This is a genomic window from Bacillus sp. BS98, from assembly GCF_008432245.1.
In the GTDB taxonomy this organism is placed as follows: domain Bacteria; phylum Bacillota; class Bacilli; order Bacillales; family Bacillaceae_G; genus Bacillus_A; species Bacillus_A toyonensis.
On the sequence record NZ_CP043830.1, the window covers coordinates 4,054,365 to 4,078,241 of the forward strand.

Consider the following 23,877-nt stretch of genomic DNA (forward strand, 5'->3'; position numbering starts at 1 on the left):
ATATAAATATATATCATGAGGGGAAATATATAATACTACATACGTCGTATTAAAAAACAAGACACAGAAATATGCTGTGTCTTGTTTTTTATATTGTTAAATACCGATTCAGATGTAAATTCTGTATGTCTTTCGTATGTATAACAACATCAAAGGCATTCCCTAATCCTCCGTTCAAAATCATAGAACGAATTGCTCGATTTTGTTTTTGAGTTTCAGAAAAAGGATTCGTATCTTGATGACTCGTAAGCTGTTCTAATATTCCTGCAGCTAACAAAAACTCAGATTGCTTCTTATGCCATACTGCACTCATTCCCTGAAAGTTAAAAATCTCCTTTAACTCATCCCAATGAATATGAGTAGTAAGATCCATTTCCCCTGGATACGCTAAAGGATTACGTATTAACTTATGCTTATAATACCCACGTAAACTTCCTTCCCGATGCGCAGGGTACGTCCATTCTGCTTTTGTGTATCCATAGTCAACTGTAATACATATACCTTTTTGAAACCATTTTGCAATTCCTTTTATATAATCTTCCATCGCAATTGGCACCTCAAAACGCTGCCCTTCTGCAATATGAATGTTATATTTCAGTAAGTAGCGACCGATTCTTTTATCTAACGGTCTACATACTTCAGCAAGGTTCCCTTCCTCTGTATACGTAATACGTACTTCATACAACATTCCATTTCTCTTCTCAATTACTTCAACAGGAAATGCATCAAATAACTCATTCGAAAAAAGAATTCCTTCGAATGACTCTCCCATTTTACTATAAGATGTATAATACGATACATTAGAAAATGAGCACAGATTCTCTTGTTGTAATTTTCTATGAAAAGGGCTCACTTCAATCATTGAATAGTTTAAATCAATAAAGGTTTCCGGAGATAATTGCTTCCATTCTTGTAAAACATCATAGGCAAACTTTCCTGTTCCCCCGCCAATCTCACAAATATTTGGAGCGACTTCATCATTCTCAACAAGACGAATAAAAAACTTAGCAAATGTTTTTGCAAAAGCAGAGGATACATTGCTACTTGTAAAAAAATCGCCTTGTCTTCCAATCTTTTCACGGTCCTTCATATAATAGCCATGCCCTTCTGCATACAATACGAGGTTCATATACGTACTATATGAAATCGAATAATCTTTCTCTTTCCCCATCCATTCTCTTAAAATGAGCTCCATCCCCATAATGACTCCTTATTGTAAAAATGGATTATTTTCTTTTTCAAAACCGATGCTTGTTTCTGGACCATGTCCACATAGCACCGCTGTTTCATCTGGCAATACGAATAATTTCTCTTCAATACTTCCAATTAATTCAGCAAAACTTCCACCAGGTAAATCAGTTCTTCCAATACTCATTTGGAATAATACATCTCCTGAGAACACTGCATTCGCCTCTTTACTATAATAAGAAATACTTCCTGGAGAGTGTCCTGGCGTCTCAAAAATTTCAAAATTAAATGAACCGACTGTTAATGTACCTTCTGCATCAATAATATGATCCGCTGGCTTAGCTGTAATACTACGGTTCATCATAAAAATTTGAGAGCCATTTACAGTTCCATCTCCTAACCAATCTGCTTCTTCTTTATGTACGTATACAGGAATATGGAAAGCGTCTCTTACCGCATCAACAGCACCAATATGATCAAAGTGGGCATGCGTTAATAAAACCGCCAGTGGTTTTAATTGTTCTTCTTGTAAATATGTAACGAGCTTCTCTCCTTCATGACCAGGATCAAAGATAATACACTCATTTTGATCATTCGTTAAAATATAAGCATTTGTTTGTAATGGTCCTAACGGCATTTGTGTCCATTTCATATGAAAATCTCCTCCAGTTATTAAACTTACTTTTAATGATACAACATTTCTTTCTCTTAGGAAAAGAAAGGATGCTATCTCGACAATCATTTTTAAAACATGTACAATGTAAAAGAGTAAATATTCTAAAAACTCATATTTAAGAATAGGTAGACAGAGGAGGATATTGTATGGGCCTTGTTATTATTTTTACGCTTGTCACTCTGTTAGCTGTTTTTGCTACGCTTAGAACACTTCGCGAAAAGAACTTTTTCGCAGGCGGCTTTGCAATTGCGACTGTACTCGTTTTCGGATGGTTTACGATCATGACTGTTCTATATAACGGGTATCCGCCAGCAGCTTAATTCACTTACATGTTATTCTTCATCAAGATTTTACGCAAAAAGAGGAAGGGTTTCCCCCTTCCTCTTTTCACATTTCACAACTTATATCATCTTCGCTTCGTATTTGTGCTTTTTTACAAGCCAAGCTCCTCCAATAACACCTGCATCATTACCAAGTATTGCAATGGCTAACTTCGTACTCTTTACAGCACGTGAGAAAGCATATTGCTCGAAATAACTTTGAATTGGTTCTAATAGTGCATCTCCAGCTTTAGAAACGCCTCCACCAATAACAATTTTCTCTGGGTTCAACGTACTAGAAAGATTCGCTACAGCTAATCCTAAATAAGAAGCTACTTTTTCTACTACTTCATTTGCTAGTTCATCACCTTGTCCGTGCGCTTCAAAAACATCTTTTGATGTAATACGTCCTTCTTCTGCTAACATAGAACGTAACATGCTTTCTTTATCAGTCTCTTGTATTTTCTGCATAGCAACACGCACAATACCCGTTGCAGAAGCTACTGTTTCTAAACAACCAGATTTTCCGCAATTACATGGGAAAGCATTTTCTGTAACGACTGTAATATGTCCAATCTCACCAGCAGCACCACTTACACCGTGTACAATCTCACCATTGGCGATTACACCACCACCGACACCAGTGCCAAGCGTCATACAAATTAAATCTTTTGCTCCTTCGCCAGCACCTTTCCACATTTCGCCAAGCGCTGCTAAGTTTGCATCGTTATCAATTACAACAGGTAACCCTGTTTCTACTTCTAGTAAATCTTTTAATGGATAGTTTTTCCACCCTAAATTAACCGCTTCATAAATCATTCCAGATGCCACATGCACAGGACCAGGAGCTCCCATACCAATACCAATTAACTTGCTTTTTAATTCGCCTAACTCTTCTAATTTTTTATCAATTGCCTTCGCTACGTCAAGTGTAATATGTTTTCCTTGCTCATTTGTATTCGTAGGGATTTCCCACTTATGTAAAATTTCACCGTATACATTAATAAATGCTAATTTAATCGTTGTACCACCAAGGTCAACACCAACTAACCATTTCTCTTCCATGTTGCTTACCTACCTTTATCTAATTCTTATTTAGCTCTTTTTGAATTTCTTGCTTCAATAAAAATAAAGCTGTTTGATAGTCTTGTGGATCGATTAGCTGTGACTGATTTAATTCACGTAGCTCATCTTGCATTAATTGCAAATCTGCAATTCGATCACCCGTATAAATAATCGTACCAAATTTCTTTAGCAATTGCTGAATATCATAAATAGATACCATTTCATCACCCTCTATGCTCACTTACTATAAAAAATTATAATAAGAAAACGTTCACATATTTTATTATAATCAAGAAGAAAAAGTCTCGTCAATTTTTATTTGTCTATACAAGCCCATTTATAACCATTGTTCCTTTTTCTGTAATAATTTTTTCTACATTTTTATCAAATGGTTCCACTGGAATTTGTTTTACCATTTGAAAATCATAAGCTAATGATAGCGTTTTCCCTTTATAACGCACGAGATAACGATCATAATAGCCCCCGCCGTATCCAATCCGTTCTCCTCGCTCTGTATAAGCTACACCTGGTACGATTTGAAGGTTAATTTCATCCGCATTCACTTCTTCAGTAAGCGATGGAATCGGTTCACGCAAATGCATATACACTGTTTCTAATTGATCAAAATTACTAATTTGCCGGAAGGACATTGTTCTTGTTCCTGTATTACACTTCGGAACTACAACTTTCTTTCCTTCTTCCCAAGCTTTTTCGATAATAGGATATGTATTCACTTCATTTTCCATTGAAAGAGTGATTCCAATTGTTTCAGCTTCAACCCACTCTTTTTGCGCATACAACGAAACTGCGATTTGCTCTGATAAAGTTGCATACTGTTCTTCCGATAAAGAATTCATGTGTTCTATTATTTGTTTACGTAAACGTATTTTCTCTTCTTTCACACATCTTCCCCCCTACAGTGACACTTTACTCTATGATGATAGTGTATCACTTTTAATATAGGAATCGAATAAAAAAAGAAACAGTAGGAAAATATTCCTACTGCTTACTTTGTTTCACGGTGTAACGTAGACTTCTTGTCACGCTTGCAATACTTTTTAAGCTCGATACGCTCAGCGTTGTTACGTTTATTTTTCTTTGAGATATAGTTACGATCTCCGCATTCTGTACATGCTAGAGTAATATTCACACGCATTCTTATTTCCCTCCAGTACTAATAACTTAAATCAGACTATACCATAATACCACTTTTAAAATAAAAATTCTACACCTTTTGATATTGTCTAATTTTTTCTATAAGATTTTTCATGTTTTCCCTTGCTATCACTGGATTTCTAGCATGTGAATACACCAAAAATTTTGGTTGTTTTGTATCAGAAACGATATAAGACCATTCTTTTTCGGTATATTTGAACTGCACTCCTTCAAATATACCTTCTTCCTTTCTTTCCATATCGGCCAATAATTTCCTCATCACTTTCCCTTTTTCGTTCCATGAACACACAACTTCATCATAAAGTAAATAAAGCGGCGGTGATTGCTCTACTATGCTAAGAAACGCCTTTTCTTGCAGTGCTATTAACTCGAATAACTTTCCAATTCGATATAAAATATCTCGTTTCCACTTTACTTGAAACGCCTTTTTTTCATCATGTATATAAAATAGAAGGTAACATTCTCCTAATTTCAAAGACATTGGGTAAATATTCCCTTTTGATTCCAGTAATAAGTCAGGAAGATCTATTTCTTCAAAATCTGTACCTTGGTAAATATTACTATGATTATCATATAACTCGAAATAATTTCCTTGCTCAGAAAACATAAGCGCCATATTCGCTTTACTTGATTTCATCAAAGCTTTCACATGATCTTTTTGTTCGCCCGCATAAATCCATGTAACTGTGCACCCAAGCCTTTGAAGAAAGAGCATAAGTAAATGTTGTAACATATCATTTCTCTTATTAATAAGAAGATGAAACTTTTGTTTTTGTATTTGTTCAATATCAATGCATTCTAATACAGCTTCTATATAGTCATTTAAAGAAACGTGGACTGGCGTATTTTGTCCCATTTCTTTCTCACATACGTAATAAAACGACTCGGACATATATACTTGTTCTATTGCTTTTTGCTGCTTATACGTTAACAGCATTCCATTCTTACCATACAGCTTTATAACAACTTCTTTTTCATTTTCCACTTGAACGAAAACCCCACCTGCACATTGCAAATTATGAATGCTATACTGAAAAAGTGACTCGTTCATCTCTTTACATTCCATCGTATGAATCCCGATACCATGAATAGCATGTAAAAATAAATTTTTATAAGAAGTTGTTTCTATATGTTCTTGACTCCCAATTAGTATGCTTTCCCCTTTTCCGAAAAGAGATCCATACGCCATCGCCACTTTTACAATAAATTGCGGAGTAATCTCAACATTCCCTCTCCCTACAATACGGCTTTTTTGTAACCAGCCAGCGCTTTTTTCACTTTCTTGAACACCAGCCGATCCTACTATCGAATGACTATCAATGGCCTTATAAGGCCATAATTTTCCTTTTTGCTTAATGACCGTACTCTTCCCTATATGACAATGATCCGCTACAATACTTTTTTGAAACAACGTAACGTCATCTTCAACCATTGTATGCTCTCCTATTGTCGTTTCTAATAGCTCACAATACTCCCCAATGTGAGCATTTGCAAAAACAATACTTTTTTGAAGATGAGAGTAACTTGAAACAATACTATTTTTCCCGATAATAGAGTACGGCTCAATTACAGCCCCCGCACCAATCTTTGCTCCTTCTCCAATAAAAGATGGGCCATGAATTTTCGTCCCTTTTCCAATCGTCACACCTTCTCCCATCCATACCATCGGTAACACTTCCGTATAAGGAATAGGTACTTGCAATTTTTTCGTTAACAAATCAAATTGTGCTTGTCGATATTGATCAAATGTACCAATATCTAACCAATAACCTTCTGACAAATATGCAAATAACGCGTTCTTATTTGCTAATAATGGAAACACATCTTGACTGAAATCAAAAAATTCTCGGGGTGGTATGTAAGAAAAGATTTCTGGCTCCATAATATAAATCCCTGTATTCACAATATTGGAGATTACCTCATTCCAACTCGGTTTTTCTATATATCGTGTAACCTCTTGTTCTTTGTTCATTACAACCAAACCGAATGAGAGTGGGTTTTCTACTTCCTTTACAAACATAGTTACCATTCTTTTCTTTTGTTCATGAAACGCAATTCCTTCTGATAATCGAAAATCAGTTAATGCATCTCCACTTATAACAACAAATGTTTCATCTAAAAAGTTTTCCGCTTGTTTAATACTTCCTGCCGTTCCAAGTGGAGGGGAGTCTTCAAAATAGTACAAGTTAACTCCCCATTTACTACCATCGCCAAAATATCGCTTAATGGCCGCACTCATATATTGAACTGTAATTGCAATTTCACGAATACCATGCTGACGTAACAATTCAATATTGTATTCCAAAACTGGTTTTTCTAATAATGGCAACATCGGCTTTGGAGTATTACATGTTAATGGTCTAAGGCGTCTTCCTTTTCCTCCAGCTAAAATAACCCCCTTCATATACTTCAGCCTCCACTTATATAATGTTCAATAAATCCATACACCATATGTATATTCTCTATCCCACATGAACTAGCAATATAAGCTTGATTGTTTCAACAAATCATTGTGCTATGGAAAATCTCTGCTTATAATCTTCTTCCATATAAAATGAAACTTTAATAAGAAGGGCTATTTTTATCACCCTCAAACAACAAAGAAAGCGCTTACTGTTAACTTAGTAAAAAAGCACTGAATAAAAACCAATAATACTAATTTTCCCATTATATTATGATACATCTTATCATCATAAACTAAAGGAAACAACGAGCTTTTTTTGTCATGTTTTGACTAAAAAAAGCAGGTGATTTCTCATCACCTACTTTCCTTCCTATTCATTCAATAAATAATGCTTTCCTTTTACTAAATAAAATACATTCTCAGCAATATTTGTAACATGATCTGCTACACGCTCAATATATCTTGCAACAAAGGATAATTGTGTAATTTGTGTAATAGCCTCTGGTTGTTCAGGGATCGAGGATATAAATTCACGAATTGCCTTCCCATATATTTCATCAACTGAATCATCCATCTCAGCAATTTGTTTAGCAAAAGTTAAATTTTCTTGTTCGTATGCTTCCAATGCTAAATTTAGCATCTTATGAGCAATCGCAAACATTTCATCAAGATTTTGCAAACTAACTGTTACTTCTTTTTCCCCAAGACGAATTGTGGATTTCGCAATATTAACAGCATGGTCTGCAATACGCTCTAAATCTGTCGCTGTTTTAATTGAAATAAAAATTCTTCTTAAATCACTTGCTACAGGCTGTTGCTTCGTAATAAGCATAAGAGCAAGATCGTTTATTTCCTCTTCTAAATTATCCATGCGGTAATCACCATCAATGACCTCTAACGCTTTCTCTACATCTCTTGTATGCAGACCTTCCATAGCAATTAATAAAGCTTCCTTTGCTAATTCACCAAGCTCAATTACCTTTTGCTGTAACGTTTTTAAATCACACTGAAACTGTTCTCTTACCATCGTTTCTTCCCCCTCAATATTATGTGCCATTTTATATAAATCTCCTATCTAACCTCTTATACTTGCCATAAGCAGTAAGATAGGAGAAGTTTTAATTCTCTATTAAAATGAGGTAAAAATAAGAAATGCCCTCTGTTAAGAGGGCATTTTCTCTTATCCTTGCTAGCGATATCAACCGAATCGTCCTGTGATATAGTCTTCTGTACGCTTATCTGAAGGGGTTGTGAATAATTTATTTGTATCTGTATACTCCACAACTTCCCCACTTAAGAAGAACGCTGTTTTGTCTGAAATACGCGCTGCTTGTTGCATGTTATGCGTTACAATTACAATACTAAAGTCTTTCTTTAACTCTTGAATTAATTCTTCTACTTTTAACGTCGAAATTGGATCTAACGCCGATGTTGGTTCATCCATTAAAATAACGTCTGGTTCAATCGCTAAGCAACGTGCAATACATAAGCGTTGTTGCTGTCCACCAGATAAACCGTATGCGTTATCATGCAAACGATCTTTTAATTCATCCCAAATTGCTGCCCCGCGTAAACTTTTTTCAACAATTTCGTCCAACGTTTTTTTATCACGAACACCGTGGATTTTCGGTCCATATGCTACATTTTCATAAATAGATTTTGGAAATGGATTTGGCTTTTGGAACACCATTCCTACATGTGTGCGTAATTCTTCAACTGGATACGATTTATCAAATATATTACGTTCTCTATATTCAATCACGCCTGTAGTTCGAACGATCGGTACTAACTCTACCATACGATTTAATGTTTTTAAGTACGTTGATTTACCGCAACCACTTGGTCCAATAATTGCTGTAACTTCATTCTCATGAATACTTAAGTTAATATCCTTTAAAGCATGGTCTTCTCCATACCATAAATTTAGGTTTTTCGTATCAAATACTACTTTTTTTGGAGCAGTCTGGATTTTCTCTTCGTTTTTCACCTGTACATTTACTACTGTTGCTACCATTTGAATTCCCCTTTCATCCACTTCCAACTTATTTTCGATTCCGTAACCATAAGACAAATATATTGATAAAGAGTAACAGACCTAGCAAAACAATCATCCCAGCTGCTGCTACATACTGAAATTCTTCTTGTGGTCTACTCATCCAATTAAAAATTTGAATTGGTAAAACTGTAAATCTATCAAACATACTAAATGGAACATAATTTGCAAACGCTAATGCTCCGATTACTAACAACGGTGCCGCTTCTCCAATTGCTCTTGATACCGCTAACGTACAACCCGTTATAATTCCTGGGAAAGCTACCGGCAATACAATTTGATACATCGTTTGCCACTTCGTAGCACCTAATCCGTAAGAAGCCTCTAATAATGAACTTGGTACAGATCGTATCGCTTCTTGACTAGCTACAACAACTGTCGGTAAGACGAGCAAACTCATCGTCAGCGCCGCTGCAACAATACTCTCGCCTAAATGAAGAGCATATACAAAAATAGTTAAGCCAAGTAATCCAAATACAACGGAAGGTACTCCTGCTAACGTTTGATTATTAATTTCTATTACCTTTTTAAATATAGATTCCTTCGCATATTGCTCTAAATAAAGGGCAGTCCCGACTCCAAATATAAATGAGACCGGTATAACAATACTCATAAATAATATTGTCCCCGACAAAGCTGCAGCAATCCCGGCTTCTTTCGGATTACGTGAAGCGAAGTTTGTAAAGAAATCTATTGAAAGATAGCTTAACCCTTTTTCAAAAATTTGAAAAAGCAAAATAAGCAAAATTACGATTGAAAACAAAATTGCTATATAAAATAACAATTTGTAAATTCGATCTTTAAAAAAACGTGATGCCATATTTTCTTGTATTTTTTTATGATTCAACATTCGCATATTATGTCACCCTCCTAAAACGGCGCACAATATACTGCGAAATGATGTTCATTATAAAAGTAAACAAGAATAACGTTGCGCCTACGGCATACATACTGTAATAAGCAATCGTTCCATGCGGAGCATCGCCTAAACTCACTTGCACAATATAGGCTGTTAACGTTTGAATAGAGTGCGTCGGATCCAGCGATACATTCGGTGTGGATCCCGCTGCAATTACAACTATCATTGTTTCACCGATTGCCCTAGAAGCCGCTAATATAATCGCTGCCATAATTCCTGTCAAAGCTGCGGGAAACACTACTTGTTTTACCATCTCAAACCGAGTCGCACCAAGCGCTAACGAGGCTTCTTTCGTCCCTTTCGCCACAGCTCTCATCGAGTCTTCAGATAAAGATGCAACTGTAGGTATCATCATAAATCCAATCACGATTCCTGGACTAATTGCATTAAAAAACTGTAAATCCGGTATCATTCGTTGTAAAAGTGGCGTGACAACTGTTAATGCAAAAAAACCATATACAATTGTCGGGATACCTGCTAATAGTTCTAACATCGGCTTTAATATTTTTCGCGCACCGTTTGAAGCGTATTCGCTCAAAAATACAGCACACGCTAAACCGATAGGAATTGCTACAAACATGGCGATTGCTGTTACAAGGACTGTTCCACATATAAGTGGTAATATACCGAATTTAGGATCTTCAAAAAACGGTAACCATTCTTTCTCCGTCAAAAAGGAGTATAATGATATTTTTTGAAAAAACATCATTGTTTCATTTGCCAACGTAAAAATAATTCCAATTGTCGTCACAATAGACACACTAGCAATTATTTTTAATAATAATGGAACTATTTGATTGATTCGCTGCGTTTTTTTTCTTTGTTTTGTATTTCTTTCAATCAAATGTTGTACAGAAAATGTAATTTGACTTTTGTCATTATGAGCCAAAGATGAAAACCCCTTTCCACCCTGACATTACCTTTTGATTTCTGTTAACATTCGCAGCTGTTCATTATATTTTTCTTTTCGTAATTTTACATATCCAACCTCTTCAGCGAGGTTACCAACATGTTTGATCATAAACTCAGCATAATTTGCTACATTTATTTTTTGTCGGATAGATGCATCATTCACATAAGTAAATAACGATCTAGATAACGGCTTATAATCACCTGATTGAATAGTCTCTTTCGTCGGAAATACACCGTTCACTTTTATCGCTTTCACCCTATCTCGATTGGCCATATAATAAGCATATCCTACAAAAGCAATGGCATTTTTATCATGCATTACTCCTTGCATAATAACTTGATCATCTTCAGACAAAGAGACTTTTTTTACAATGCGACGATTTTGTAAGATGACATTTTGAAAATAATCATAAGTACCAGAGTCTACACCTGGTGCATAAAACTTCACTTGTGCACGTGGCCATATTGAATGAACTTGCGACCATCGCTTCTCTCTTCCATCTTCACTCCATAAGAGACGTAACTCGTCTACTGTCATATTGTCTACCCAAGTATTGTGACGATTTACAACAATCGTAAGACCATCATAAGCAACCTCAAAGGGTGTAAACTGAATGGAGTTATTCTTCATTTCATTTTCTTCCACTTGTTTCATTACTCTCGAAGCATTATTTATATCCACTTCTCCTTTACTGAAACGATTAAATCCTCCTCCAGTTCCAGAAACACTAATAGAAATTTTCACGTTTGGATGCTCCTTTGTATATTCCTCCGCTACTGCTTCTATAATAGGAAAAACCGTTGAGGATCCATCAACTCTCACTTCTCCCATTTCGTTCACAGCAAATGCAGTAGACATGCCAAAACAAAGGAACCATGTCGATAATATAAAAACTTTAATCGATGCACTCATCCATTTCACGTGTTCTTCCTCCTAGAAGTAACCGGAAATAACAGGATTACAGATATAAGAATACTGCTAAACTATTAATTCGGTTTTAATTGTTTGTAAAAGTTTTGTAAAGTTCCACAGGAATCAACATAAGATAAAACTTTAATCAGTAGCCGCTATTCATTTCCACTGATAATTAATTAGTCCATAAAACAGTTATCCCCCTATACACAATATAAAATTATCATTTGTGAGACCGCGTGCTTTTTCCAATATTTTATACTTGTCCACATTTATTACACGATATGCATAAACCATAAAAAAAAGCACACTATCTTTTCAGATAGTGTGCTTTTTTTACAACTTTTTTATTCCTCATCTTGATCTTCTTTTTCATTTTTATTATCTTTTGCATCTTTTGGAGCTTCACCATTTATTTCTTGGTTTTTCAAATCATAGTAAGCATCCATAATTTCACGACTAATATATCCATTAATACCAGTCTTATCATCATGTACCCACGGAACAACAACAGAGAATGCCACTTCTGGATCTTCAAGTGGCGCATAACCTACTAATGTTAAGTTATAAGTCTCCACACGCTGACCATCTGCTTTTTTACCAATCGCTTTATCTCCACCATACACAGTTTGCGCTGTACCAGTTTTCCCTGCAGCTTTATATTTTGCACCAGTAAAGTATTTTGTAGCTGTACCGCCTGAATCGTTAAATACTTGTCTAAATCCTTCTTGAACACGTTTAATTTGTGATTCAGGCATATCAATACGATTTAGCACTTTCGGCTCCATCGAGTGAATAACTTTTCCAACTTCATCTGGTTTCGCTTCCGGTTGACGAATTTCTTTAACAACTTGCGGTTGCATACGATATCCACCATTGGCAATTGTCGAAATATATTGCGCTAATTGAAGTGGTGTATACGTATCATACTGTCCAATTGATAAATCTAATAAGAAACCTGGGATATTGTCTGTAGTACCTCTTTGTCCAGCAGATTCATTCGGTAAATCAATGCCTGTTTTTACACCAAGTCCAAACTGACCATAATAGTATCGCATCGTATCATATGCTTTTTGCGGTATATTTAACGTACCACCTCTAACATATGGAGCATTAGCGATATTCATCGCTGTTTTAAACATATATACGTTAGAAGACATTTTTAATGCTGTTAAATCATTAATATATCCCATCGTCTTCCAAGAAGATTTGCTCTTCGTCCCTTTTAATACGATTGGTTCATCCAGTTGAACTGAACCCGGTTGAATTGCACCTGTTTGATATCCTGTAAGTACTGTCGCACCTTTTACAGTCGATCCCATCGGATAAGAACTTGTCATCGTTCCTAATGCGAAATCTTGTACTTTCGTTTCGCCATTTTCATCCACTAATTGTTTCCCAGCCATAGATAATACTTCACCATTTTTCGGATTCATCATTACAACAAATGCTCGATCTAAAAGAGGTTCTGACCCTTTAAATTTCGTTAAATTTTTGGTAATAATATCTTCCACACGCTTTTGTAATTCCATATCAATTGTTAAGTTCAGATTATTACCACTTTGTCCTTGTGATACATTAATTGTTTCCAAAATATTACCGTTTTTATCTGTAATATTTTTCACTTCTGCTTTCGTACCGTGCAGGCTATCTTCATATTGCTGTTCAAGATAACTTTTCCCTACTCGGTCATTTCGATTATAATCACGAACAAGATAGTAATCTAGTCTTTCTCTCGGTAAACCTTCATCCGCCGTCGACACCCCACCAAGAACACTTCGGAATAAATCATCATACGTATATTTTCGATCCCAATCAACATTCGTATCTACACCTGGTAATGTTGCTAGGCTCTCACTAATAATCGCATATTCTTTTTCTGTAGCATCTTTTTTAATAACTTGAGGTGTCATTGCATATCCGCCGTCCATCTTACTTTTAATCGCTAGTATTTCTAAATCTTTTGCGGATAATTGATTAATCTCTTCTTCTGTTACACGACTTCGTTGACGCTCGTCTAATTCTTTATCGTCAATTTTGTTATCTTTCAATTCTTGACGATCTTTACTCGTAATTTTTGTTTTCGCTTCCTCTTTATGCATCGCAATCCAATAATCTTTTTTATCTCGATCTGTTAATTTATCTGTCGGTACTTCAATCAACTCTGCTAATTTTTTCGCTGTTTCTAAGCGATCTTCTGCAGTTGATCCTTTCATTTTTGTAAATGTAATAGTACGAACAGCTGTATTATCTACTACAGGTCGCCCATAGCGGTCAAAGATTTTCCCGCGCGGTACAGGATTACTTATCGTTGAATTCTCTTTCTTCTCTACTTCATTCTTATATTCCTCACCACGAACAATTTGTACATATCCGAGCCTTACAATAACCGCGGAGAACATTAAAAATACGCAAAAAAACAGCACGTTTAATCGAAAAGGAACGTGAGTTTTTTTCTTTTGTTGTTTCTGCTTCTTGCTCATACAAACCCCCTCTACCAACAGCTATGTAATGTGAAAGGGACACCTTCATACAGGTGTCCTCACTGCTGTCTTACATCTTTTTCTATTTTAGCATAAAACAAACGATAAGTTAACCTTCTGGTTCAGTTTGATTCTGAGTAGTTTCTTGCGCTACAACGCTGGTTTTCCCCACATTTCCCTCATCATATTTGACATTTTTAATTGCAAAATAAATAAGAAAATGTCCAGCACCTAAAATACATAGTAAGAAAGGTAAACTTTTTTCAGGCGGAAAGAATAACACAGCACATAAAAAACTTAAAACCGAACAAATCCTTCCAGCATTTAACCATAATTCCCGGACAACTACATACTCTACACGCCACTCTCTCGCATTTTTCGCTCTACCAATTACGTCATATGTCATTGACCCGTACGGAACGAGTAAAATAGGGTATGCGATCGCGATACATGCTGCATAAATAAGTAATTTTGTGTATGTAACATTGAATATAACTAAAAATACGACCGCATATAAAATAATGCCTCCAAGCAAAATCGCTTTTTTTCGCCACTCTTTCTTCAACATACGAGCAACTAAGTAGTAACATACAAATGATACAGCGGAGTTGACTAAGCTATATTTCCCTAATGCGAGCTCACTATCGGTTGCTAAGTACACATATACTGAAATAACAAAAATAAATGTTCCCTCTCTCAACCCTTGGAAAAAATGAGCACGTGTAATTCTCCCCCAATTTTTATCAATCCGTCGCTCCTTCAATACTTTTGTAATTTCATAACGCCCTTCACATTCTCTCTTAGATAAAAAAAAGCTTAAAACGACAGCAATTGCAAATAGCACTAATGAAAGAAAGAATATGACAGTATAACCACTCCATTTTGCCATACGTGAAATTGTGTATCCTGCCGCTATCGGTCCAATCATTCCAGAGAAGGATGTAAGAAGTCCAAGAAACCCATTAAAGAAATCTCTTGTTTCTGGTTCTGTAATCTCAAATGTCAATAAGTTAAACGCGAGCCAATAAAAACCATATCCGACTCCTAAAAGAGCCCCCATTAATAAAATATAGTGAGAAGCGCTTTTTCCCGCTACTAAAACAACGATAAAAAAAATTGCTAACGTGCCTACGCCTATTCGTAACAAGATTGAGCGGTCAATACGTTTCGCTAATTTCCCACCTATAAGAAATGTGAGAGGCTGCAATACAACGCTGGCCAAATTATACAAGCCAAGATTCACATAATTTTGTGTTTGTTTCCATAAATAAATATTAACAAACGTATTCGATAAAGAAATTGCGAGCGTGTATAAACCTCCAATAAGGAGCAATAACACTAAATCCCGATTCACTTCAACGTCACCAATTATATGTTTCCACTTCATACACAACTCTCCTTTACTTCATGTTCTAGTCTTCCAAAGACAAGCCCAATTATGTAAAAGGAAAGCATAGAAAAAAGCTAGGAGCATTCTCCTAGCTTTTTTCTATAATTATTATAATTATTTTGCTTCTTGGTAACGCTTTTCAGCAGCGTTCCAATCTACAACGTTCCAGAATGCACCGATGTAGTCTGGACGACGGTTTTGGTAATTTAAGTAGTAAGCATGCTCCCAAACATCTAAACCGATAACTGGAGTTTTACCTTCAGTTAGAGGAGAATCTTGGTTTGGCGTGCTTGTTACTTCTAACTCACCATTGTTTACTACTAACCAAGCCCAACCAGAACCGAAGCGAGTTGCGCCAGCTTTTGCGAATTCTTCTTTGAATGCATCGAAGCTACCGAATTTCGCTTCAATCGCAGTTGCAAGTTCGCCTACTGGTTGTCCCCCGCCGTTTGGAGAAAGAATTGTCCAGAAGAATGTATGGTTAGCATGTCCACCACCATTGTTACGTACTGCTGTACGGATTGCTTCTGGTACTTCGTTTAAGTTTGCAACTAATTCTTCAACGCTTTTGTCAGCTAGTTCTGCATGACCTTCTAAAGCAGCGTTTAAGTTTGTAATGTACGTGTTGTGATGTTTTGTATGATGGATGTTCATTGTTTCTTTGTCAAAGTGAGGCTCTAAAGCATCATACGCATAAGGTAAGTTTGGTAATTCGTGTTTTGCCATTGTTATATTCCTCCCAGTTTATGTATTGCCACCATATGTGTGACATACAACTTCATTCTACCCTAATTGCCATAGGGTGCAAACAAATAAATCACATTGTCTTGCTATCATTAAAGTAGCAAAATTCCCACTTCTTTTCAATTAAAATGCTCATATATTCCGTAAAAAAAGCTTCCTTCTACAAGGAAGCTTCCTGCTGACATAATAAACATGCGAAATGGGTATGGACCCTGTAGGACTCGAACCTACGACCGGACGGTTATGAGCCGTCTGCTCTAACCAGCTGAGCTAAGGGTCCATAATTATGTATGTAATAACATATTAAACAACTGAATTCCTATCGGATATATCCTTTAAGAAATGTAAGATAAATTTACCATATAAAAAAGAAAAGTGTCAATTGTATTTTTCTCATTTAAAAGAAGAAAATTATTAAAAAGAAATTTAGTTATCTCCACTATATGTAAATATAATATATCTTGAGATTCTCTAGATTCCTACGTTACAATGACTTTATACATACATAAAGGAAGTGAATCTATGTCCATTTTTAAACAGCTAGCAAAAAGCGTATATTCGCCTAAAGATATTGCGCTTTTCCGTTTTCAAAAAATCGGTAAAACCATTTTGTATATTATGCTTCTTTGCCTAATCACTACTATTCCAAGAACTTTCTTGTACGGTAGCGTTATTCAAGACGGTGTTAATATGGTAAATAAAGTAATCGAAAAAGATTTACCTGATTTTAAAATTGAAAATGGCGAACTAACAGCAGATATTGATCAACCTATCGAAAAAGAAGATGGAAATGCCCTTTTCGTATTTGATCCAAATTCAACAAACTTAGAAAAATATCAAAATAAAACGGGTTTATTTGTTTTAAAAGATAAAGTAGTCTCCATGGGAAATGGTCAAACACAAACGTATTCCTATAACGACTTATTAGGTGCATCTCTTGAGAAAAAAGATTTACAAGACTTTATTTCTCTATTCGATAGTATCTATCCAATTTTATTATTTGTTATCGGATTTTTAGTGTACCTATTCCAATTATTCATTACTTTTGTAGGCGTGACTTTACTTGCGTTCATCGGTTCTGCTATGAGCGGACAACGTAAATTATCCTACAAACAAGTTTGGACATTAACTGCTTACAGTTACACAATTCCAACAATCTTCTTTATGATTATGGATTTATTTAAAATCGTCGTACCTGGTTCAACATTCATTTATATCGCAGTTGTTTTAATTGTTCTATACTTAACACTTAAAGAAGTTCCACAACCGAAAGAAAAATAAGAACGATAAAAAATGCCTAAATAGGCATTTTTTTTTTGGACAAGCATATATTCCTAGCAAAGGAGTGAAGAATATGAAGAGATTAGGTATATTCTTATTCGTGCTTGTTCTCGGTTATATATTTTATTACGATATAAAAATCGGTACTTTACCGATGTTAAGTTCATACAAAAAAACAACAGCTGCTCAAACTATAAAAAAAGAAGAAACAACTACAAAACAAAGCAAAAAGGAAGAAACAGATGTTACTTATAAAGCAATTGAAGTAAAAACTGGTGAGACCGTTCTTTCGATTACAGAACAAATTAATAAGAAAAAAATCCCTTCTATTGAAAAGGTAATTGATGACTTTAAACAATTAAATAAAAGTACATCTGCTACAAAAATTCAAATTGGAAAGACTTATAAATTCCCGTTATATCAATAAGCGATCACTTAATCCTTGTCAATTACATAAAGGCGCTGATACAATAGTAAAAGTGAAACCGAGCACTTCGGTTTCTATAGCCCTATATCACGTATACTATCATTGATATGAGGGACTAAATAAGAAACTTCTTTTATAAGGAGAGCGATCTATTCGTGAATGAAATGACTCATCGTACAAAAACACGTCCAGTTAAAGTCGGTAATTTAACAATTGGCGGTAATAATGAATTAATTATACAAAGTATGACAACAACAAAAACACATGATGTTGAAGCAACAGTTGCTGAAATTAAACGTTTAGAAGAAGCTGGTTGTCAGGTTGTTCGTGTTGCCGTTCCAGATGAACGCGCAGCAAATGCTATTGCTGATATTAAAAAACAAATCAACATTCCACTTGTTGCTGATATTCATTTTGATTATCGCCTTGCTTTAAAAGCAATTGAAGGTGGCATTGATAAAGTACGTATCAATCCAGGTAACATTGGTCGTCGCCATAAAGTAGAAGCTGTTGTAAATGCAGCAAAAGAGCGTGGCATTCCAATCCGTATCGGTGTAAACGCTGGTTCATTAGAGCGTCACATTTTAGAAAAGTACGGATACCCAACTGCAGATGGCATGGTTGAGAGCGCACTACATCACATTAAAATTTTAGAGGACTTAGATTTCCACGATATTATCGTATCTATGAAAGCCTCTGATGTTAACTTAGCAATTGAAGCATATGAAAAAGCTGCTCGCGCTTTTGATTATCCATTACATTTAGGTATTACAGAATCTGGCACATTGTTTGCTGGAACTGTAAAAAGTGCCGCTGGTCTTGGAGCAATTTTAAGTAAAGGCATCGGAAACACACTTCGTATTTCATTAAGTGCTGATCCAGTTGAAGAAGTAAAAGTTGCACGTGAACTATTAAAGTCATTCGGTCTTGCATCTAATGCAGCAACACTTATCTCTTGTCCAACTTGCGGTCGTATTGAAATTGATTTAATTAGCATCGCTAACGAAGTGGAAGAATATATTTCTACACTGCAAGTACCAATTAAAGTTGCAGTACTTGGTTGCGCTGTAAACGGCCCTGGTGAAGCTCGTGAAGCTGATATCGGTATTGCCGGTGCACGTGGAGAAGGATTATTATTCCGTAAAGGGCAAGTTGTTCGTAAAGTACCAGAAGAAACAATGGTAGAAGAACTGAAAAAAGAAATCGATGTAATTGCTGCTGAAATGGCTGCTGAAAGAGATAAAGAAAAAGAAACACAAGAACAATAAAAAGAAGGTTGCCCACAATATTTGTGAGCAACCTTCTTTTTTATGCAAAAAAGCTCGTCAGTTATATAACCGACGAGTTTTTATTTTGCACACTTTGGACAACGGCCGTATATTTCAAATTTATGCCCTGTTACTTCATAACCGTTAAAATCTTTATTCATAAAATCCATTGGACAGGAAGTAATCTCTTTCGTTCCCCCGCAATCTAAACAAATAAAATGATGATGATGTTCCATAATGGAACATGTAAAACGAAAATGTTTTTCACCATTTAATTCTGTTTGTTCTAAAACGCCGATTTCAGCAAAAACCGTTAAGTTACGATAAATCGTATCAAAACTAAGACCTGGATAATCATCCTTCATATGCTCTAAAACATCTTTTGCTGTTAAATAACGATTGTGAGCTGCAAATAATCTGAGCATCTCTTCCCTTTTCCCAGTATGTTTGTATCCTTTTTCTTTCATTAGGCGTAAAGCTTCTGTTAGATTCATACCTATCCCTACTTTATGCAGTTTTTTTCTTCTTCCATAAAATCGCACCGATTAAAATAAGAACTGCTATCATAACAATTGTACCACCTGGTGCTAGATCAAGTTGATACGAAGCAAACATTCCACCAATTACTGCAATTTCACCAAATAAAATGGAAAAGAAAATTGTTTGTTTAAATCCTTTAGCAATACGAATACTTGCTGCAACTGGTAACGTCATTAATGAGGATACGAGAAGAACACCTACTACACGCATTGATACTGCAATGACAAGAGCAACTAATATAATGAAGATAAAGTGAATCCATTTTGCCCTTAGACCAGTTGATACTGCGTATTCCTCATCAAATGATAATAAAAACAGCTCTTTATATAATAAAATAATTGTCGCAATAACAACAATTGCTACAATCCCAATAATAATTAAATCCGTACTCGTTACAGCACTTACACTACCAAATAAATAACTAAATAAGTCTGTGTTAAATCCATTTGCAAGTGAAATGAAAATAACTCCAATTCCCATTCCTGCTGAAAGAATAATCGGAATTGCTAATTCTTGATAATGCTTATATACAGTTCGTAACTTTTCAATTAGTAACGCTCCCCCAATCGAGAAAATCATCCCCATATATAGGGGATTTAAAAAGCCACCTGTAAAAATTGTTTTTTCAAGTAGTAAACTTGCTGCAATACCTGATAACGTCACGTGACTTAATGCATCTGCAATAAGAGATAAACGACGAATAACAACAAACACACCGATAAGCGGTGCAACAAGTCCAATTAAAATACCTGCATATAAAGAATTACGTAAAAAGTCATATTGTAAAAAATCTTGTATCATTATATCCTCCCGTGATGCTCATGCTCGTGTTTTAAACGATGGACATGATGTCCATATAAGACGGACATTTCTGCATCTTCTAACTCTCGGAACTCCTTTACATTCCCATGAAAATGTAAATGTTGGTTTAGACATGCAACATGTGTTACTTTCTCGGTAACAGCCCCCATATCATGAGTAACAAGAATTAATGTAATCCCAAGCCTTTTGTTTAAATCCTCTAATATCTCATAAAAACTTTCCACATTTTTCACATCAATCCCAACAGTAGGCTCGTCCAAAATAAGTAATTCAGGATCACTAACGAGCGCACGAGCAATAAATACACGTTGTTGTTGTCCACCAGAAAGCTCTCCAATATTGCGACCTTGAAATTCACTCATCCCTACATCAGCAATCGCATTTTCTACCTTCGCCTTGTCGTCTTTCGTGAAAAAGCGAAAAAGACCTTTTTTCGAAACGAGCCCCATTGACACAACTTCAAAAACAGTTGCTGGAAAACCAGAGTTGAAACTATTTGCCTTTTGGGATACATAGCCAAGTTTGTTCCATTCTTTAAACTTCTTGCTATCAACACCAAACAAGCGAATACTCCCTTGTTTAGGCTTTAAAACGCCTAATAAACATTTTAGTAAAGTGGATTTCCCAGAACCATTTGGCCCAACTAAACCTAAAAAAGCTCCCTTCGGAACTTGCAAATTAATATTTTCTAACACATTTCGATCTTCATATCGAAACGTTAATCCTTCTATTTCCAATATATTATTCATAGCATCTCACCTATTTTAATTCAGAATGATTCCGATTTATATCTATTTGAATTATAGTACAGCTTATTATAGTTGTAAACCAATCTGCCTAAATTATATCTGTTTTTTCAAGAAACCTTACTATTATAACAAAAAGCAGAGAAAAATTCTCTGCTTTCGAAAAATATTCCAAGTAACTTTTTAGTGGATAGCTGATTTAAACTTACCACCATTTGTTTCTTGTGTACTCATAATCGTAACAAACGCATTTTCATCAATTTCATGCACAATTGATTTTAACTTCGTCACTTCCAAACGCGTTACAACTGCATAAATAACTTCTTTTTCTTTATCCGTGTAACCACCTTTGGCTACAAGCTTTGTAGTTCCACGACCGAGACGATGCAAAATGGCATTTGATACTTCCTCATACTGATCTGATACAATTAAAACTGCTTTCGTTTCATCTAAACCTTGAATTACCGTATCAATTGTTTTGAATGCAATATAGTACGTCATAACAGAATACATAGCTTGTTCGACACCAAATACAAATGCTGCCCATGCAAAAACAAATAAGTTCACAAACATTACGAATTCACCAACAGAAAACGGTAATTTCTTCGTTAATAAAATCCCCATAATTTCTGTTCCGTCCATTGATCCGCCATGACGAATAACAAGTCCTACACCAAGCCCCAAAATAAGGCCACCAAAAACTGTTGCTAAAATGGGCTCAGTTGTAAATGGTGGAACAGCATGTAATGTCGATTCAATAAATGCTAAAGCTACAATCCCAAATGCTGAGGATAACATAAATGTTTTTCCGATTTGCTTATACCCAGAGTACATAAACGGAATGTTGAGGATAACAACTAAAGTAGAAAAACTTAACCACCAAATATTAGGAGTAAGATAATCTAATATAAGAGAAATACCAATAATTCCACCATCAATAATTTTATTTGGCATTAAGAATAATTCAATCGCTACCGCCGCGCACGCTGCCCCAAAAATAATCATTACTAAACGATAAATGAGATGGATAACGCTTTCTTTTCGATGTTGCTTTTGTTCCATAAGTCCTCCATATATTCTTTTTCTGTAGTTTTGTCCTTACATTATAACATACGCTTCTTTTCCTCATGAAAAAAGAAACTCTATAAGAATATGTACAAGCTACGCACTCATATATTTCGATAGAAGAACGTATGAAGGAGGATAACTCGATGAATCTCATTAAACAAATTGTGAATAAAAAATTAAATCATATTTCTACAAAAGAGTTATTGAAATATAGTAAAGAATATGAAGTTTCAATTACAACTGCACAAGCTGATCAAATTGTTTTACTTATGAAAGGAAAGAATATTAACATTTATGATAATAATGAGCGACTAGAACTCTTAAAACAAATCGCAAAAGTAACTTCCCCTGCTACCGCGCAACAAGTAAACACTTTATTTCAGCAACTACTAAAATAAGGAGGGGATCCCCCCCCTCCTTATTGCGCTTTAATTTTTTCAAGAATCCCCTCATCAAAAGTACCGTTTTTCAGCATTTCGATTTCTAATTTATATGGTGGCTTCTTATCTTTTTTATCTTCACCTACATATGGTGTTTCAAGAATTTTTGGCACGTTCATTAACTGCGGATGATGTACAATATGATGCAATGCTTTATAACCGATATGACCAAAACCGATATTTTCGTGACGGTCCTTTCCGGCCCCACGCACATTTTTACTATCATTAATATGAAGCACTTGTAATCGATCTACACCAACAATCTTGTCAAATTCGTTCAATACACCGTCAAAATCATTTACAATATCATAACCCGCATCATGCGTATGACACGTATCAAAACATACAGATAGCTTTTCATTATATTTTACACCATCAATAATCTTTGCAATTTCCTCAAAGCTACGACCACACTCTGTTCCTTTTCCAGCCATCGTCTCTAGCGCAATGTTAACCGTCTGTTCAGGCGTTATTACTTCATTAAGCCCTTTAATAATTTGTTGAATACCTGCATCTGCTCCAGCACCAACGTGCGCTCCTGGGTGAAGAACAATTTGTTTCGCAACACCTAATGCCGCTGTTCTTTCAATTTCCATGCGCAGGAAGTCTACACCTAATTGGAATGTTTCTGGCTTCGTCGTATTACCAACGTTAATAATATATGGTGCATGGACGATAATTTCCTCAATACCATTCAGTTCCATATGTTTACGTCCTGCTTCTATGTTCAATTCTTCAATTGGTTTTCTTCGTGTATTTTGCGGTGCACCTGTATAAATCATAAACGTCGTTGCACCGTATGAAACAGCCTCTTCACTTGCTGCTAATAACATTTTCTTACCACTCATTGAGACATGAGATCCAATCTTTAACATACAATCACCTCTTCAATATACAATAGTTATAATGATAGCATAATTTGTAGAAATATGTAGTGAATTGTTTGTTCACAAAAAACGCACTACACAAATTTATATGACTATTTAAACAGACTATACTCTTCATTTAAATGAACTGGATTAAGTGAAGCTTTAATCCATAT

At 35.4% G+C, this 23,877-nt stretch carries 25 protein-coding genes and 1 tRNA gene; 5 read left to right on the forward strand and 21 right to left on the reverse strand.

Translation table 11 applies throughout. The features are described 5' to 3' along the window. Window positions 1-88 precede the first annotated feature (88 nt). Together F0362_RS21010 and F0362_RS21015 are read right to left on the reverse strand one after the other, a co-directional pair. Complete coding sequence (locus tag F0362_RS21010) at window positions 89-1,201, reverse strand: class I SAM-dependent methyltransferase (protein WP_000525127.1); 1,113 nt, start codon at window positions 1,199-1,201, stop codon at window positions 89-91. A 9-nt stretch (window positions 1,202-1,210) separates the two neighbouring features. Then, the gene (locus tag F0362_RS21015; protein WP_000872319.1) at window positions 1,211-1,840 is read right to left on the reverse strand and encodes an MBL fold metallo-hydrolase; all 630 of its coding nucleotides are present in this window, start codon (window positions 1,838-1,840) and stop codon (window positions 1,211-1,213) included. A 170-nt stretch (window positions 1,841-2,010) separates the two neighbouring features. Here F0362_RS21015 and F0362_RS21020 point away from each other — a divergent pair, with 170 nt between their 5' ends. Next, window positions 2,011-2,184 carry a DUF2759 domain-containing protein gene (locus F0362_RS21020; RefSeq protein ID WP_000524850.1) on the forward strand — a complete coding sequence of 58 codons (174 nt, stop codon included), beginning with the start codon at window positions 2,011-2,013 and terminating at the stop codon, window positions 2,182-2,184. A gap of 81 nt (window positions 2,185-2,265) precedes the next feature. Here the strand turns inward: F0362_RS21020 and glcK are convergent, their stop codons facing one another. The 14 genes from glcK to F0362_RS21095 form a co-directional block, all read right to left on the reverse strand. Further along, window positions 2,266-3,249 carry a glucokinase gene (gene glcK / locus F0362_RS21025; protein ID WP_000391709.1) on the reverse strand — a complete coding sequence of 328 codons (984 nt, stop codon included), beginning with the start codon at window positions 3,247-3,249 and terminating at the stop codon, window positions 2,266-2,268. Window positions 3,250-3,268: 19 nt separating this feature from the next. Then, a complete protein-coding gene (locus F0362_RS21030; RefSeq protein ID WP_000253699.1) occupies window positions 3,269-3,469 on the reverse strand; it encodes a YqgQ family protein in 201 nt (66 codons plus the stop codon). Window positions 3,470-3,572: 103 nt separating this feature from the next. Next, window positions 3,573-4,151, reverse strand: a complete 579-nt coding sequence (locus F0362_RS21035) for a 5-formyltetrahydrofolate cyclo-ligase (RefSeq protein ID WP_000656841.1) — start codon at window positions 4,149-4,151, stop codon at window positions 3,573-3,575. 104 nt (window positions 4,152-4,255) lie between these two features. Beyond that, window positions 4,256-4,405 (reverse strand): 50S ribosomal protein L33, encoded by a 150-nt coding sequence (gene rpmG, locus F0362_RS21040; RefSeq protein ID WP_001265616.1) that lies wholly within the window; start codon window positions 4,403-4,405, stop codon window positions 4,256-4,258. Window positions 4,406-4,474: 69 nt separating this feature from the next. Further along, window positions 4,475-6,829 carry a sugar phosphate nucleotidyltransferase gene (locus F0362_RS21045; RefSeq protein WP_149889947.1) on the reverse strand — a complete coding sequence of 785 codons (2,355 nt, stop codon included), beginning with the start codon at window positions 6,827-6,829 and terminating at the stop codon, window positions 4,475-4,477. 370 nt (window positions 6,830-7,199) lie between these two features. Continuing rightward, complete coding sequence (phoU, locus tag F0362_RS21055; protein WP_033657342.1) at window positions 7,200-7,856, reverse strand: phosphate signaling complex protein PhoU; 657 nt, start codon at window positions 7,854-7,856, stop codon at window positions 7,200-7,202. 171 nt (window positions 7,857-8,027) lie between these two features. Beyond that, window positions 8,028-8,843, reverse strand: a complete 816-nt coding sequence (pstB, locus tag F0362_RS21060; protein WP_000226691.1) for a phosphate ABC transporter ATP-binding protein — start codon at window positions 8,841-8,843, stop codon at window positions 8,028-8,030. A gap of 28 nt (window positions 8,844-8,871) precedes the next feature. Next, on the reverse strand, window positions 8,872-9,738 hold the full coding sequence (gene pstA, locus F0362_RS21065) for a phosphate ABC transporter permease PstA (protein WP_001242538.1): 867 nt from the start codon (window positions 9,736-9,738) through the stop codon (window positions 8,872-8,874). A 1-nt stretch (window position 9,739) separates the two neighbouring features. Continuing rightward, a complete protein-coding gene (gene pstC / locus F0362_RS21070) occupies window positions 9,740-10,690 on the reverse strand; it encodes a phosphate ABC transporter permease subunit PstC (protein ID WP_000940900.1) in 951 nt (316 codons plus the stop codon). A 27-nt stretch (window positions 10,691-10,717) separates the two neighbouring features. Next, complete coding sequence (locus F0362_RS21075; RefSeq protein ID WP_000871834.1) at window positions 10,718-11,635, reverse strand: PstS family phosphate ABC transporter substrate-binding protein; 918 nt, start codon at window positions 11,633-11,635, stop codon at window positions 10,718-10,720. Between the two features lie 338 nt (window positions 11,636-11,973). Continuing rightward, the gene (locus F0362_RS21080) at window positions 11,974-14,109 is read right to left on the reverse strand and encodes a peptidoglycan D,D-transpeptidase FtsI family protein (protein WP_000039000.1); all 2,136 of its coding nucleotides are present in this window, start codon (window positions 14,107-14,109) and stop codon (window positions 11,974-11,976) included. A gap of 109 nt (window positions 14,110-14,218) precedes the next feature. Beyond that, window positions 14,219-15,496, reverse strand: a complete 1,278-nt coding sequence (locus tag F0362_RS21085; RefSeq protein ID WP_000871363.1) for an MFS transporter — start codon at window positions 15,494-15,496, stop codon at window positions 14,219-14,221. A gap of 117 nt (window positions 15,497-15,613) precedes the next feature. After that, entirely contained in the window at window positions 15,614-16,225 is a 612-nt protein-coding gene (sodA, locus tag F0362_RS21090; protein WP_001052031.1) for a superoxide dismutase [Mn], read from the reverse strand. A 224-nt stretch (window positions 16,226-16,449) separates the two neighbouring features. Beyond that, window positions 16,450-16,523 (reverse strand) — tRNA-Ile (locus F0362_RS21095). Window positions 16,524-16,765: 242 nt separating this feature from the next. Between F0362_RS21095 and F0362_RS21100 the strand changes: the two genes are divergently transcribed. The 3 genes from F0362_RS21100 to ispG all read left to right on the forward strand — a co-directional run bounded on the left by F0362_RS21100 (window position 16,766) and on the right by ispG (window position 19,219). After that, window positions 16,766-17,524 (forward strand): DUF1189 domain-containing protein, encoded by a 759-nt coding sequence (locus F0362_RS21100; RefSeq protein ID WP_000021678.1) that lies wholly within the window; start codon window positions 16,766-16,768, stop codon window positions 17,522-17,524. Between the two features lie 73 nt (window positions 17,525-17,597). Continuing rightward, entirely contained in the window at window positions 17,598-17,951 is a 354-nt protein-coding gene (locus tag F0362_RS21105; protein WP_000825413.1) for a hypothetical protein, read from the forward strand. A gap of 164 nt (window positions 17,952-18,115) precedes the next feature. Continuing rightward, window positions 18,116-19,219 (forward strand): flavodoxin-dependent (E)-4-hydroxy-3-methylbut-2-enyl-diphosphate synthase, encoded by a 1,104-nt coding sequence (ispG, locus tag F0362_RS21110; RefSeq protein ID WP_162861751.1) that lies wholly within the window; start codon window positions 18,116-18,118, stop codon window positions 19,217-19,219. Window positions 19,220-19,299: 80 nt separating this feature from the next. Here the strand turns inward: ispG and F0362_RS21115 are convergent, their stop codons facing one another. From F0362_RS21115 to F0362_RS21130, 4 genes are all read right to left on the reverse strand, one after another. Next, the gene (locus tag F0362_RS21115; RefSeq protein WP_001054515.1) at window positions 19,300-19,713 is read right to left on the reverse strand and encodes a Fur family transcriptional regulator; all 414 of its coding nucleotides are present in this window, start codon (window positions 19,711-19,713) and stop codon (window positions 19,300-19,302) included. 13 nt (window positions 19,714-19,726) lie between these two features. Further along, window positions 19,727-20,560, reverse strand: coding sequence for a metal ABC transporter permease (locus tag F0362_RS21120; protein ID WP_000613814.1), 834 nt, complete (start codon window positions 20,558-20,560; stop codon window positions 19,727-19,729). After that, complete coding sequence (locus tag F0362_RS21125; RefSeq protein ID WP_001059666.1) at window positions 20,560-21,330, reverse strand: metal ABC transporter ATP-binding protein; 771 nt, start codon at window positions 21,328-21,330, stop codon at window positions 20,560-20,562. Before F0362_RS21125 ends, F0362_RS21120 begins: the two co-directional genes overlap by 1 nt. Before the next feature lie 180 nt (window positions 21,331-21,510). After that, a complete protein-coding gene (locus F0362_RS21130) occupies window positions 21,511-22,389 on the reverse strand; it encodes a YitT family protein (protein ID WP_000435959.1) in 879 nt (292 codons plus the stop codon). 149 nt (window positions 22,390-22,538) lie between these two features. Between F0362_RS21130 and F0362_RS21135 the strand changes: the two genes are divergently transcribed. After that, window positions 22,539-22,793: a DUF2624 domain-containing protein gene (locus tag F0362_RS21135; RefSeq protein WP_001048958.1), complete on the forward strand. Its 255-nt coding sequence runs from the start codon at window positions 22,539-22,541 to the stop codon at window positions 22,791-22,793. 20 nt (window positions 22,794-22,813) lie between these two features. On the opposite strand, the gene F0362_RS21140 is transcribed toward F0362_RS21135, so the two are convergent. Next, complete coding sequence (locus F0362_RS21140) at window positions 22,814-23,710, reverse strand: deoxyribonuclease IV (protein WP_000912447.1); 897 nt, start codon at window positions 23,708-23,710, stop codon at window positions 22,814-22,816. Window positions 23,711-23,877: the final 167 nt, after the last annotated feature.